Annotated in this window: 10 protein-coding genes; 3 read left to right on the forward strand and 7 right to left on the reverse strand. The window is 61.8% G+C overall.

The window, feature by feature from the left end; all coding sequences use genetic code 11:
• Positions 1 to 5 precede the first annotated feature (5 nt).
• Positions 6 to 1,769, reverse strand: a complete 1,764-nt coding sequence (locus P6U25_RS33125; RefSeq protein ID WP_407148927.1) for a chloride channel protein — start codon at positions 1,767 to 1,769, stop codon at positions 6 to 8.
• Between the two features lie 194 nt (positions 1,770 to 1,963).
• Between P6U25_RS33125 and P6U25_RS33130 the strand changes: the two genes are divergently transcribed.
• A complete protein-coding gene (locus P6U25_RS33130) occupies positions 1,964 to 2,521 on the forward strand; it encodes an HNH endonuclease (RefSeq protein ID WP_407148928.1) in 558 nt (185 codons plus the stop codon).
• A gap of 135 nt (positions 2,522 to 2,656) precedes the next feature.
• Positions 2,657 to 3,760 (forward strand): hypothetical protein, encoded by a 1,104-nt coding sequence (locus P6U25_RS33135; protein WP_407148929.1) that lies wholly within the window; start codon positions 2,657 to 2,659, stop codon positions 3,758 to 3,760.
• 82 nt (positions 3,761 to 3,842) lie between these two features.
• Here P6U25_RS33135 and P6U25_RS33140 read toward each other — a convergent pair whose 3' ends face one another.
• The 6 genes from P6U25_RS33140 to P6U25_RS33165 form a co-directional block, all read right to left on the reverse strand.
• On the reverse strand, positions 3,843 to 5,078 hold the full coding sequence (locus P6U25_RS33140; RefSeq protein ID WP_407148930.1) for an efflux RND transporter periplasmic adaptor subunit: 1,236 nt from the start codon (positions 5,076 to 5,078) through the stop codon (positions 3,843 to 3,845).
• Complete coding sequence (locus P6U25_RS33145; RefSeq protein ID WP_407148932.1) at positions 5,075 to 8,263, reverse strand: efflux RND transporter permease subunit; 3,189 nt, start codon at positions 8,261 to 8,263, stop codon at positions 5,075 to 5,077. The genes P6U25_RS33140 and P6U25_RS33145 overlap by 4 nt, the downstream gene beginning before the upstream one ends.
• 364 nt (positions 8,264 to 8,627) lie before the next feature.
• The gene (locus P6U25_RS33150; RefSeq protein WP_407148934.1) at positions 8,628 to 9,851 is read right to left on the reverse strand and encodes a S1C family serine protease; all 1,224 of its coding nucleotides are present in this window, start codon (positions 9,849 to 9,851) and stop codon (positions 8,628 to 8,630) included.
• Positions 9,852 to 10,020: 169 nt separating this feature from the next.
• Complete coding sequence (locus P6U25_RS33155) at positions 10,021 to 11,250, reverse strand: PQQ-binding-like beta-propeller repeat protein (RefSeq protein ID WP_407148935.1); 1,230 nt, start codon at positions 11,248 to 11,250, stop codon at positions 10,021 to 10,023.
• A gap of 368 nt (positions 11,251 to 11,618) precedes the next feature.
• A complete protein-coding gene (locus P6U25_RS33160) occupies positions 11,619 to 11,945 on the reverse strand; it encodes an antibiotic biosynthesis monooxygenase family protein (RefSeq protein WP_407148936.1) in 327 nt (108 codons plus the stop codon).
• 19 nt (positions 11,946 to 11,964) lie between these two features.
• The gene (locus tag P6U25_RS33165; RefSeq protein ID WP_407152681.1) at positions 11,965 to 13,155 is read right to left on the reverse strand and encodes an NADH-quinone oxidoreductase subunit D; all 1,191 of its coding nucleotides are present in this window, start codon (positions 13,153 to 13,155) and stop codon (positions 11,965 to 11,967) included.
• A gap of 402 nt (positions 13,156 to 13,557) precedes the next feature.
• Between P6U25_RS33165 and P6U25_RS33170 the strand changes: the two genes are divergently transcribed.
• Entirely contained in the window at positions 13,558 to 14,409 is an 852-nt protein-coding gene (locus P6U25_RS33170; protein WP_407148937.1) for an NAD(P)-dependent oxidoreductase, read from the forward strand.
• Positions 14,410 to 14,413 lie beyond the last annotated feature (4 nt).

Consider the following 14,413-nt stretch of genomic DNA (forward strand, 5'->3'; position numbering starts at 1 on the left):
CGAAGTCAAACCTCCCCGATCACCTCGCGCCGGCGCTGCTCGGATTCTTCCGCATAGCGCCGCATCGCGTGGGCCTCGGTGAGCAGGCCGATCGGCCGCCGGTCGCTGCCGTCCTCTACCACGGCAAGCGACTCGGCCTCGGCGGCGTCGAACACTGCGATCGCCTCCTGGATGTTCATCACCGGATGCAGCACCACATCCGCGTAGCGCAGAATGGTGGCGAGTCCCTTGTCGGCCGCGAGATCGGGTGCGTGAGCATCCGCGACCAGCGCCAATCCGGCATAGTGCCCCTGGCCGTCAATTGCGACGACCTGCGTCTTCGAGCCCGGCGGGAATTTCTCGCGGAATGTCTTGATCGGCATGGCGGCGTCCACCGTCGCCATGTCCTGCCGCATCATCCGGCCGACGGTGAGATCACGGATCCAGCCGACGTCGGCGGCGCTGCGGATGGTCTCGCCGCGCAAGTGCAGCCGCCAGGTCGCGAACGAATAGCCGAACAGTTCGCGCGTGATCATCGTCGAGATGATGACCGCGACCAGCACCGCGGCGGAGAGCCAGAGATTGCCTGTCGATTCCAGCGCGATGAACGACATCGTGAGCGGACCGCCGATCACCGAGGCCGACAGCGCGCTCATGCCGATCACCGCATAGGCGTTGGGATCGAGGCTCAAGCCCGGCCAGACGACATCGACGCCGGCGGCGAACAGGCGGCCGCCCAGCGCGCCCATGAACAGCGTGGCAAAGAACAATCCGCCGCGAAAGCCGGTGCCGAGCGAGACAATGGAGGCCATCGCCTTCAGCACGAAGATGCCGGCGATGACGGCGAGCGGCATCGCCGCAAGACCCGCGACATACAGCGCGCCATGGCCCGACGACATCACCTGCGGCGTCACCAGGGCCATCGCGCCGACGGCGAGCCCACCCAGCGCCGGCCGCAACGGTGGCCAGAGCCGGATCTTCGTCAGCAGCGTTTCGCACAGCGTCACCCCGCGCATGATCGCAATGCCGGTCAGGGCTGCGATGATGCCGAGCAGCGTGGCGATCGCGATGTCCCGCCCGAGCAGATCGCCGACGGTTCCGACGCCGACGCCAAGTGGCAGCAGCGCGAAGGCGTGGGCCACAAAATAGCCGGTGACCGCGGCCACCCCGACCGGCGTCAGGCTCGCTGGCGTATAGCCGCCGATCACAAGTTCGAAAGCATAGAAGGCGCCCGCCAGCGGCGCGCCGAACGCGCCGGCGATCGCCGCCGCCGCACCACATCCGACCATGATTCGCTGGTCGTTGCGGCGCAGGTGGAAGCCACGGCCGAGCGAGGCGGCAAGGCCGCTGGCGAACTGGGTGTAGCCGGCTTCGAGCCCGACCGAGGCGCCGACGCCGCTCGACCAGATCGTCTGCAACGCCACGATCAAGCTGCCGCGGAACGACATCCGTCCGCCATAGAGTGCGTTGGCCTCGATCGGGTCGATCTCGCGGGCCGGCCGAACGCGTAGCAGCAGGAGGAACGCAATCCCCAGCAACAGCCCGCCGAGCCCGGGAACCACGATCGCACGCAGCGGATCGATACTCGGCTGGCTCGACAGCCGCTCACCCCACGGCAAATTGAACAGCATGGCATGCAGCGCCGTGACCAGCCCGCTCATGGTCGCCACAACGAGCCCGCCCACGGCCCCGATCAGCGCGGCCAGCACTACCAGGCTTGTTTCATGCGCGCGCACGAACGCGCGGAGCCGGCGCGGCGCCTCCAAATAGCTGGACGTCGTGGTCGTCATCGGCAGGATCCGTCGGTGGCCGACAAAGGCCTCCCGGCTCCCTTTAGCGGGCCTGACGGGGCGGATGCAATCGGGGCAGGAACATGGCAAGCGCAGGGCGGATAAGCCGCGCAACGCTCTTCACAATCCCGTCACGCTGCCTGTAGTATGTCAGTGCATGCTGCTTCGCAGCGAATGGGAGTCAGGAGCGTTATTTGAACGCACATGTCTCGCAAGGCGGATGGCCGGTACTGGTGCTGAACGCGGACTTCCGGCCGCTGAGTTACTACCCGCTGTCGCTCTGGTCCTGGCAGGACGCGATCAAGGCGGTGTTCCTCGATCGCGTCAACATTGTCGAATACTACGACAGGGCGGTACGAAGTCCTTCCTTCGAAATCCAACTGCCGAGCGTCGTATCCCTCAAGTCCTTCGTCAAGCCGACCACCCACCCCGCCTTCACCCGCTTCAACGTCTTCCTTCGCGACCGCTTCGTCTGCCAGTATTGCCTCTCGGGCGACGACCTCACCTTCGATCACATCATTCCGCGCAGCAAGGGTGGCCAGACCACCTGGGAGAACGTCGTCGCTGCCTGCTCGCCCTGCAATCTGCGCAAGGGCAACCTGACGCCGCAGCAGGCCAAGATGTTTCCGAAGCAGACGCCCTTCGCACCGACGGTGCACCAGCTCCACCGCAACGGCCGCCTCTTCCCGCCAAACTATCTGCACGAAAGCTGGCTCGACTATCTCTACTGGGATACGGAGCTCGATCCCTAAGCGTGGGTCGGAGCTCACAAGCGCTCCATTTGTTCCCTTAACCTTGCTGTCCGCCAACAGCCGCGCCGGCTATTGCGGGGCCAGTGCGCATCCGGCTAACCTTTCGGTGGCTGGGCTTCATTGGAGGCAGGGATTGTGCATCCACGCCTGGTTGTTCTTTCAGCCCTGTGCCGCGACGTCACGATGCCGATCCTGGTCGTGCTCATCATGGCATCGTCTGGCCCGACGCGCGTTCGCGACGATCTTGACCTGACGCCCGCAACACGCAGCTCTCCGCCATCGCTATCCCACGCCGCGACCGACGTCACCGTAGAGTTGAGCGCGCACGCCAGTGCCAACGCGCCGATCGCTGACGTCCCCGCGAACGCGCCCGCGACATCGACTCCAGCGACATCGATTGACGAGCTGGCCGGGACCGACATTGAAACAATTCCACCGGCTGCGTTGACGCCCGAGCGAGAGTCTGTGCAGCCGACAGCTCTTCCCCCGTCGGGCGGTAGCGACGACCAGCACACCGAGGCGACCGACGTCGCCGTTGTTGACGAATGCCTGGTCCTGGAGGTTTGTGTCGATCGATATCTGTGGGCGCTCTATCAGCGCGCTCCCAAGGAGGACACCATAAAGACCGAGACGTACGAACAGGTCTCTACGAAGAAAAAGGGCAAACTGGTCACGATCACAAAGACGATCGCAAAGCTCACCGATGAAGATTTTTCGTGGAAGGACGCGAAAGCTGCTGACAGGGCCGGCATGTCTCTGGAGGCCTACGTCATCGGCGGAATGGATCGTGACTTCAAATTGAAGCTATTCTACATGCTTCATGCGGCCCAGAAGCAAGGCCTGTCGCCCGGCATCACCAGCGGCTTTCGTGATGACTATCGCCAATCAATTGCAAGCGGTCTGAAGGCTGCCGATAACCGCTCCTATCACGGCGGCACCCTTCGCGGCGGCTATGGTCACGGACTGGCAGCCGACATCGTCAGCATCGACGGCGCGACTCGGGCAGAGCGATATGCCTCGAGCCAAATTCTCTGGAAGTGGCTTGACAACCACGGCAACGAGTTTGGCATCGGACGCCCCTACCTTGATAGAGACCCACCCCATGTCGGCCCGATCGACGGACAGGAATACGCCGAACACCGTCTTGGTGTCCGAACTAGGCGAGTTGAAGCGGCAGAAAAGCAGAGCTCACCTGGAAAGCACGCGATCGGAAAGCGCGCCAAAACAGCGAAGCTGTGACCAGATCAAGATGCGATCAGATTGAGATCATGCTCACGCAACGAGTCGAAGCGCGATGACGCTTCAACTCGATCTCATCGCACTATTGCGTCGCGGCCGTCCGGTCATTTGCAGCGCCATCCTTGATCGGCATGCCATCGGCAATGTCGATTGGCGGATTCAGTATGATCCGTTCACCAGGATCGAGACCTTGCTTGACCTCGACCTCGGCCCCATTGTCCGCCTCAAGCTCGATATGGCGCAAATGTGCGCGGCCGCCTGCGGCGACCGCGACGCTGAGGCCCCGCTCATCGAAGATGACGGCTTCGGCCGGCACGATGATGACGGGCCGCTTGCGCGGAACACTGAAGCGGACCGTGCAGTAGAGGCCGGGATGGAGCGTGCCGTCCGTGTTGTCAACGTCCACTTCCGTCAAGAGGGTCCGTGTGCCAGCCTGCAGAGCGTTGGCATTGCGGGAGATCGTCCCCCGGAAGGTCCGCCCCGGAATTTCCGGGACGATGACATCGGCCTGCGCACCGTCCTCGATCGCTAGCGCGGCATCTTGTGGCACGTAAGACTGGACGCGCAGAGTATTGGTGCGCGCGATCGAAAACAATGGTGTCCCGGTTGCCGTATCCGCAGTCACCAGGCTTCCGACATCGACCTGACGGGAGGTGATGATGCCGTCAAACGGCGCGGTCACGCGCTCGAAGCCCGTGAGTTGCTCAAGCCGCGAGACTTGCGCCTGTTGCGCGGCGAGATTGGCCGTAGCGACGCGGACCCCCGCCGACTGCGCCGCGAACCCCAGGCGGTCGGTGTCGCCCTGCTGCTGGGATTGCCAGCCCTGCCCCACAAGACGGGATGTCCGTTCGTTGTTCGAGCGCGCGAGTTGCTCGTTGGCGCGCGCCTGTTCGAGCGCGGCTTCGAGCTGGGTCTCCTGCGCCCGCGCCTGAACCAGTTGCTGGTCAAGATCAGGCGCGGCTATCGTCGCCAGCAGATCGCCGGCATGCACACGGCTGCCGATGTCGATCCTGCGCTCCTTGATGTATCCCGTCGCCCGAGCAAAAAGCGTGGCATTCTCGAATGCCTCTGTCGTGCCCGTCAGGCTAAACGTCCTCGGGTTGATTGTCGCGCTGATCGACCGGGTGCGCACGGCCGGCACCATGGTCTGCTCATGCTTCAATGTTTGTTGAGCCATCGCACTGCTTTGCCCGCGCCGCCACGCGCCATAGCCGACGAGGCTGCTGATCAGCACAATGGCGACCAACAGCGCGCCCCAGGTGACGCGGCGGCGCCACCCGGATTGACTGTGATCAGGCTGCCGTCCGGGTTCGATCATTGCTGGTCCTCGCCTGCATTCCGCCGCTGAGGTCTCGTCCGCACGTGCTCATAGCGGCCCAGCACAGAATAGAGATACGGGACTATCAGCAATGTCGTGACAGTGCCCATCAAGACCCCTCCAACGACCGCCCGTGCGAGCACGGCGTTCTGCTCGTTGCCCGCGCTCCCCAGCGCCATCGGAATCATGCCGACCACCATGGCGGCTGCCGTCATCAACACAGGGCGCAATCTGGTCTTGCCCGCCTCGTGCGCCGCCTCCGTTGCCCCGACGCCCGCTTGGCGCCGCTCCCGCGCGAACGCCACAAGGAGGATGGAGTTTGCGGAAGCGACTCCCATCGCCATGATCGCGCCCATCAATGAAGGCACGCTCAACGGCGTTTCGGTCGCAAACAGCATGAGCACGATGCCACAGCCCGCGCCCGGCAGCGCCAGGAGCACGGCGAGCGGATCGAGAAAGCTCTGGAAGTTGACGACCATCAACAGGTAGACGAAGAGGACGGCGAACAGAAGTCCGATCAGCAGATCCTTGAATGCGGAGTTCATGCTTTCGATCTGCCCGCGCACGGCGATGCGATTACCCGGCTTGAGCTTGCCCTGGAGATCGCTGACGATCGCCTGGATCTTCCTCGCCGTTGTGCCGAGATCGGAATCCTGCACGCTGCCGTAGATGTCGTAGGCTGGCTGAACGTTCGAGTGATTGTAGACGGATTGCACCGACTGCCGCGTCATGCTTGCGATGTTTCCGAGTACGTTGGGGACCGGCGCTTGCGTGCCGGCCTGGCTTGTGATCGGCGTATTCTTGATGTCGTCGACGCTACCGATCCGGTACTGCGGAGTCTGAACTGCCAGATAGTAGGGAATTCCGGCCTTTGGATCCGTCCAGAAGTTGGGTGAAACCTGCTCCGACGAACTCAGACTGGTATTGATGTCGTTGGCGACGCTGTTGACGGTGAGCCCCAGCTCCTGCGCGCGATTGCGGTCGATGTCGTAGTGCAGTTCGGGCGCATCGAGTTCCTGCTGGATATGCACGTCGACGAGACCCGGCAGAGCGCTCAAGCGTTGCTTCAGCGTCTTGGCAAGCTCGCGGTTGCCGGCCCGGTCCTGCCCCTGCACCTCGACGTCGATCTGCGAGGGGATACCGAAGTTGAGGATCTGGGTGACCATATCGGCCGGCTGAAAATAGAAGAGGACGTCGGGGAAGGCCTGATGCAACTCCTCGCGCAGGCTTCTGACGTAGTCGGCGGTGGGACGATGGCCTTCATTGAGCGAGATCAGGATTTGTCCATCATTCACCCCGATCGTGGAGCCATCCGTGAAGGCGAGGTTATAGAGCCGCTGCGGCAATCCGATATTATCGAGAACGAGACCAAGGTCCTCCGGCTTGATGTGCTCGCGGATCTTGTTCTCGACGGCCTGGAAGGTGCGCTCGGTATCCTCGATGCGCGTTCGCGCAGGTGCGCGAACGTGAAGCTGGATCAACCCTGCATCGACGGGTGGGAAGAAATCGAGACCGACGAACGGCGCGAGCCCAATCGCTCCGCCGACGATGGCGACAGCGACGATTGGGACCACGATCCGGCGGGCCAGGAGACTGCCGAGCAGCCAATCATAGAACTCACGGAAGTGCTCGAACGCCCGGGTAAAACGCCCGTGAAGCCACGCCAGGAACCTCGCGGGGACTGATCGGCTGGAATCCCCCGCATGTTCGCCTCGCAGCAGGAAGCTGATGATGATCGGCGTGAGCGTGCGTGCAATCAGGTAAGACGCAAGCATTGCAAACGATACGGCAAGTCCCAGCGGCGTGAACAGAAAACGCGCGGGACCCTGCAGGAAGAACAGCGACACGAAGACCGAGCAGATAGCCAGCGTCGAGACGAGGGTCGGAAGGGCGATGCCGGCAGAGCCCTCAAGCACGGCCTGATCGAAATCCATACGGCGCTCGAACAGCCGGTGCGTGTTCTCAATCGCCACCGTGGAATCATCGACGAGAATGCCGATAGCCAGTGCAAGGCCGCCGAGCGTCATGGTGTTGATGGTCTGCCCCATGACTGCAAGTACGGCGATCGAGGTGAGGATCGACAGTGGAATCGAAACCGTGACGATCAACATCGAGCGCCATGATCCCAGGAAGAGCAGGATCATCAGCGCCGTCAGCGCCGTCGCGATCAAGCCCTCGCGCACCACCCCGTCGATCGCCTCGGACACAAAGGCAGATTGATCGAACAGCGGCCGAATCTCCATTCCGGGCGGAGCCGCTTTCTGAATCTCCGGAAGTGCCGCCTTGACGCGATTCACAACGTCGAGGGTGGACGCGTCACCGTTCTTGATGATCGTAAGCAGGATCGAGTGGCGGCCCTCGGCGCGTACCACGTTCTGCTGCACCGCCCAACCATCGCGAACATGAGCAACGTCCTTGAGCGCCACCGTTGTATTGCCGACTTGGCGAATCGGCACGCTGTTCAACGCTTCGACGGTCGACGGTTGCGCATTGATGCCGACGATGTATTGCTTGTTCCCAATCTTGGCGTCGCCTGAAGGCAGCGTCAGACTTTGCGCATTGACGGCATTGACCACGTCAGTCGGCGTCACGCCTTTGGCGCGCAGCGCCTCCGGGTCTATATCGACCATGACCTGACGATACTTGCCGCCGTAAGGCGTAGGCAGTGTGATGCCCTGGATCGGCGCAAGCGCTTGCCGCATGCGATAGATGCCGTAGTCATAGAGTTGTTGCTCGTTGAGACGATCCGAACTCAGGCTCAGTTGCAGCACCGGCACGCTGGACGCGTTGTACTGGACCACGATAGGCGGCTGAATGCCTTGCGGCATCAGGCTGCGGATCGAGTTGCTCGCCGAGACAATCTGACTCATCGCGAGGTCGACATTGACGTTGGGCTGAAAGTAGATTTTCTCGACACTGATGCCGGACAGCGTCTGCGACTCGATGTTGCGCACATTATTGACGCTCGAGCTGATCGAGTATTCGCTATATGTGGTGACCCGCTGTTCCATCTCCTCCGGCGTGAGGCCGGTGTATTGCCAGATCAGCGTGATGACGGGGACATCGATGCGCGGGAAAATATCCTTAGGCGAGCTCAGGATCGCGCTCACGCCAAGAACCAGCATGGCCAGCGCCATGACATAGAACGTATGTCGGTACTTCAGAGCAAACCGTACGATCGCCATCAGAGCATTCCGGTGTCGCGGATGATCTGCGCCGAGCCGGGTTGTTGCGATCCCGTTCTGACACGACGGCTGGGTAAAGCGAGCGCATGTTGGATCGTTCCGACAGACGCGTGACGCACAAATGCATCGCGTGATTTTGAAGCTGTGTGGCCCGGAGCGACGTTCATGCCCAGGCGACCGCGCCGGATTTAGTCAGCACTGCTGCTGCATGACTGACTTACGGGCAGATAGCCCGCCACCCTTGCGAAACGACGAATGGCCTCTCGGGTTTGCTGGACGCCCGACAAGCCCCTCGAGCGCGGCACGACGGTTGTCGGTGTGCGCGTTTCGCGAGACTCCGCTTGCCGGTTGGTTCCTTTAGTACTTACCCAGGATCGCGCGACGAAGACTCAGGCTGATCGGGCAGACGGTCCAAGGTCACATTTAACGAGCTCTCCTGCCCATCGCGAATCATCGCAACTCGAATCGAGGAGCCGGGTGACATCGCATGGATCTTCTTTGTCAGGTCGCCGGCAGTCTTGATTGGTTGACCGTCGACTGACGTGATCACATCTCCGCTCTTTAATCCGCTTTTCGCGGCGGGCCCGTCGTTGCGAACATTCGCGACAATCGCACCATGAAGATTGCTCATGCCGAGACTATCGGCGATTTCGGGCGTGACCGATTGGACTTCGGCCTGCATGGATCCGCGCGTGACGCTGCCCTTGTCCTTCAATTGGGGGATCACTGATTTGGCGGTATCGGCCGGTACTGCGAAAGCTACACCTGCCCAGCCTCCGGATGGCGAGACGATCATACTGTTGACGCCGATGACCTCGCCGCTAGTGTTAAAGCTCGGTCCGCCCGAGTCACCGGTGTTGATTGGCGCATCGATCTGGATGAATCCTTCGCTGGCGCCGGTCCCGATTTCGCGCTCGCGCGCCGAAACGATGCCCGCTGTGACGGTCCCGCCGAGCCCGAACGGGCTGCCCGCGGTGAGGATCCATTCCCCCACACGAGGAGGTTGGTCGGCGAGCTTCACATAGCTGAAATCCGTGCGCCCATCGACCTTGAGCAAGGCTAGGTCGCTGAGCGAATCCGCCCCGACGACTCGCGCCTGATAGGTCTTGTTATCGTTCGTCCGGATCTGAACGGTCTTGTTGTGTTCGACGACGTGGCTGTTTGTCACGGCATAGCCGTCTGACGAGATGAAGAAGCCTGATCCAACCGCAACCGCTTCACGAGCATTCGGCTTCTGCGCTGAGCCCGATCCGTCAGAGTCCGGCATCTTTTCCTCGTTTTCGTCGTTCGGAGTACGTTGATCGGGGACACCAAACTGGAAGGGCTGACCGGGAAGCAATTTCCGCGTTGCTGCGGTCCGGGAGACAACTCCAATCACCGCAGGCTGCACTTTTTCCGCGAGGTCGGCGAAGTTGGGTGCATCGTCATGCCGGGTATCCGCCACACGATGCATCCAGCTCGGCGCCCTCATGGATCCCGCGATATTAGGTTGCGAATGCACGATGCTTGCACTCACCAGGGTCGCAGGAGCAATGATGCTCCCTATGAGCAATGTTCGGGCGTAGAAGGACAAGTTTGGATATTCCATTCTCATGTCCATGTCTCGTTGTGGCCCAGCCGGCTTGCCATTGTTCCCGAGGTCCAACGATTTGCCGGAAGGGCCGTTCCAATTACCCTCTCACCAAGATCAGTCGTGCGGGCTTGCGTGCACGGGATCAGGCGCGTGCATAAGGGCTCGTACCCAGGTGTTACGGGGCTCAGAACTTGAAAGCGTAAACGCGCTCATCGGCCCCGATATACAGGCGGTCCTTGGTCGCGACGGCCGACTGAAAGCGTCTAAGGCCGCGCAATGTCTCGCTGGCATAAATCTGCTCGCCCGTATCGCCCCGGAACGCGTGCAGCCGATTGTCTCCTTCGGCGCCAAGCATCCACACGATCGGATTGGAATGCCCGTCCGTGGTGGTCACAATGGGAGAGCCACGGCCGCGGACAGTGCCGCACCACGCCGTGGCCATCGCCGGCTTGGCGCCCGCCGTGATCTTTAAGACGGTCAATTCACCCCGCTTCTCTGGGCACTGCGCCCCCTGAGCCCGGAAAGCGACAAAGACGCCGTCGTCGGCGCGATAGGAGGCGGGCGAGGTGATGATCAATGACTGCGAGACTGCTTTGACCGCCAACTGGCCACCGATGCCACCAAGATTATTGCGATCGAGAAGATAGGCCTTGCCATCCTTGCCCAGCGCCAGGATCAGGGCGCGGTCGCCGCCTGCGCCGGGAACGTCGAGAGGAATTGGATTGCTACCTCCGAGATCGACATCGCCGGCATCGAGTGTTTTCCAGTCTGACGGCGCAAAATAGTCCTTCTTGTCGTCGCTGCGGCGCAGGTCCGCTCCAACACGAAACACGGCTTCGCCGTCGCCCCAGGTTTGCGCACCAAATGTATTGCCGGTGGTGAAGTAGATGTCATGTCCGACAACGCTCGGGCCGCCAGGCGACCAGCTCCCGCCCCCACGCGCCCGTGTCTGGAAACTGATCAGCTTGCTCGGATCACGCAAGGAAATTCCGACGATCCAGCCATGATAATTGCCGCAATCGCCGAAATGGCCGCCGAAGGCGACGTAGAGTGTGCCGTCAAGCAATGTAAGCGCGCTACGTTGGTTCTGCACGCTCGCATCGAAATGCCGCCCCGACCTTTGCAACGCATCGGCAACGTCAATCGGCCAGCCGGGAAGAACGCTGCCATCCTTCGCCGAAAGGGCGAACACCTGATGGCTCGGCCCGCTTGCCCGCTCGACCGCCGCATCGAAATAAATGGCTTGCGTTGCGGGATCGATGACCGGTGTGCCGGTGATGCCAAGCGGATTGATGTTTCCGCACGGCAACGACGACGCCCGCACAGGACGCCCAACCGTGCGTTTCCACAGTTCCTTGCCAGTGGTCGCATCCAGGGCATATACGACGTCGTCTTCAGTCGCCACGAACAGCATCCCGCCATTCGCTCCGGGAGGCTGCCAGTAAAGCGGCTGGGCATATGTGGGCCCCGCGATACTGGCGTTGAACATCCCGTCGGTCTGGATCGATTTGGCCTTCTCCCAGGATAGCACCGGGACGACATAGTGGCCGCTTCGGCTGCTATCAGCGTGGTAGGTCAGGACTGCACTGTCCTGGGCGCCGGCCGATGGGGCTGACAGCGCAAGAGAGACGGCTCCAGCCAGCGCAATTGAAATCGACGAGGCGCGCCGGCTGTAGATGTGCCCGACGACCCTGGTACTCGGCGCCCACCAACACGGGGAGCCGTTCGCATCATCCTGATGGTTTGCTCCGCGGCCCAACAAACCTCCGACGCAAAGCCAGCTCACTGGCGATCACCAAGGACCTCGGTAATTTCATAGAGATGGGGATCGATCCCGTCGGTCACGCTTTCGAACTGGCTCCAAGCCTTCCGGAATTCGGGCGATTGGTGCGCTGCCCGGAGCTGGTCGCGGGTTTCCCATTGAACATAGTTCACGATCCGGCGCCCATCGAGGCTTCGATGCAAGCTGATCGAAATGAATCCCGGTTGACGCTGCATGAAGCGAGCGCGCTCCGTCATGAGCGACAATGCCTCTGCCTGCTTCTCCGGTTCGGCTTCGATGATGGTGATCTGCGTGACGGGCCGTTGTTTGGTCTCGGTACGGGTCATGATGCTCTCCTTTGCAAGGTTATCGATCGATCTCTCCGAAAACGATATCCAGCGACCCGATGATCGCAGCGACGTCGGCCAGCAAATGGCCGCGACAGAGCAGGTCCATCGCCTGCAGATGCGCGAACGAAGGCGCGCGGATCTTGCACCTGTAGGGCTGGTTCGTCCCGTCGGAGACCAGATAGACACCGAATTCGCCCTTGGGAGCCTCTACGGCCGCATAGACCTCGCCAGCGGGAACGCGAAAGCCCTCCGTGTAAAGCTTGAAGTGGTGGATGAGAGCTTCCATCGAACGCTTCATCTCACCGCGGCGCGGGGGAAAGACCTTGTTGTCTTGCACGGCAACGGGACCCTGCCCATCAGGTTCGCGCAGCTTGCTGATACACTGTCGCATGATGCGCACCGACTGACGCATCTCCTCCATGCGAACCAGATAGCGGTCATAACAGTCGCCGTTCTTGCCAATCGGAATATCGAAATCCATTTCCGGATAGCATTCGTAAGGCTGCGCCTTGCGCAGGTCCCAGGCCGCGCCGGAGCCACGCACCATGACGCCCGAAAAGCCAAGCTCCCAAGCTTGCTTGAGCGTGACCCTGCCGACGTCGACGTTGCGTTGCTTGAAGATACGAAGTCCCGTCAGCAAGCGATCCAGATCGTCCACCACGCGCAAGAACGGATCGCAGAACGTCTCAATGTCGTCAATCAGCTTCGGCGGCAGATCCTGATGCACACCACCGATACGGAAAAAGTTGGCGTGCATGCGCGCGCCAGATGCCCGTTCGTAGAACACCATCAGCTTTTCGCGCTCTTCAAATCCCCATAAAGGCGGAGTGAGCGCTCCGACATCCATCGCCTGAGTCGTGATGTTGAGAAGATGGGAAAGCAGGCGTCCGATCTCACAATAGAGCACGCGGATCAACTGGCCGCGGCGCGGCACTTCGAGGCCGAGCAGCTTTTCGGCGGCAAGGCAGAATGCATGTTCCTGGTTCATCGGAGCGACATAATCGAGCCGGTCGAAATACCCGATCGATTGCAGATAGGTCTTGTGTTCGATCAGCTTTTCGGTGCCTCGATGCAGCAAACCGATGTGCGGATCGACACGACGGACCACTTCGCCGTCGAGCTCCAGCACCAGTCGAAGCACCCCGTGGGCCGAAGGGTGTTGCGGACCGAAATTGACGGTGAAATTGCGAAGCCCTGCTTCAACCATGGCAAACTCGCGGTTGTGACGCCAGCGGATCCGCGACCGGCGGAGCTTGATCACGCATACTGTTTGGCGCGGTGACCCCCGGAGCGTCGCCGCCACGAGCGATCACTGGCGCCGACGGCCAAAGGATGCTGGCGGACCGTGTGACGCAGCCTCGGAAATGAGTCGTCGGATGAGCAGCATGGCGAACGCAGTCCGGCCTCGGTTGTTCCTAAAGGCTCGCAGGGCGCTCGTAGGGGGTGTGAGAACTCACCGTCTTCCACGCGGGAACTGAGGAACACCTGCACTTGCATTCGGTTAGGCAGATGCGGGACACAGGATATTGAGCCGACTGGCCTCTTTCGGATTTGCGGAGGAACAGGGATGGAAGTTGGCTTTATCGGGCTGGGAGCCATGGGATCCGCCATGGTGCGTCGGCTCATCGAGCTCGGTCACCATGTGCGGGTCTGGAATCGCTCGCGTGAGGCCATCGACAGCATCGTGCAAATGGGAGCGCATCGCGCCGACACCCCGCAGGATGCGCTTTCCGCACCAGCCGCCATCACGATGCTGGCTAATGACGAGGCCGTGCGCTCCGTGCTGCTTGAAAGCGGTGCGCTGCGTGCAGCCTCGCGCGGGCTCGTTCACGTGATGACCGCCACGATCTCGGTCGATCTGGCGAAGCAACTGGAGAAGGTCCACACCGAGTGCGGCGTCGCTTATGTGGCGGCTCCGGTGCTCGGTCGGGCCGACGTTGCTGCGCAGGGCGGGCTGCATGTGCTTGCGGCGGGAGACGCATCGGCGATTGGGTGCGCCCAACCGCTGCTCGATGCCATCGGCAAGAAGACCTGGTACGTGTCGGATCAGCCACACAAGGCCAACGTTGCAAAGATCGCCGCCAACCTGCTGCTTGCGTCCGCGATTGAGACGATGGCAGAGGCGATCACGCTTGCGGAGCGTCATCAGCTTGATCCAGCGCGCATGATGGCGGCGCTTACGGGAAGCCTGTTCTCGGCTCCCGTATATCGGACCTATGGCGAGCTTATCCTGAATCGGACATTCGAGCCCGCCCTCTTCAAGGCGAGCCTCGGCCTGAAAGATGTGAACCTGGCCGTTTCAGCCGGCGAGTCTGCCGGCGTTCCATTACCGATCGCCGGCCTGGTGCATGATTCGCTGCTCGACGCCATCGCACATGGTCACGGCGAGTCCGACTGGGCCGCCTTGGCCACCGCATCGGCACGGCGGGCAGGTCTCGGCGGCAACACCCGTAGGCATTGATGGC

Origin of the sequence: Bradyrhizobium sp. ORS 86, assembly GCF_045571475.1 — a bacterium.
Classification (GTDB): domain Bacteria; phylum Pseudomonadota; class Alphaproteobacteria; order Rhizobiales; family Xanthobacteraceae; genus Bradyrhizobium.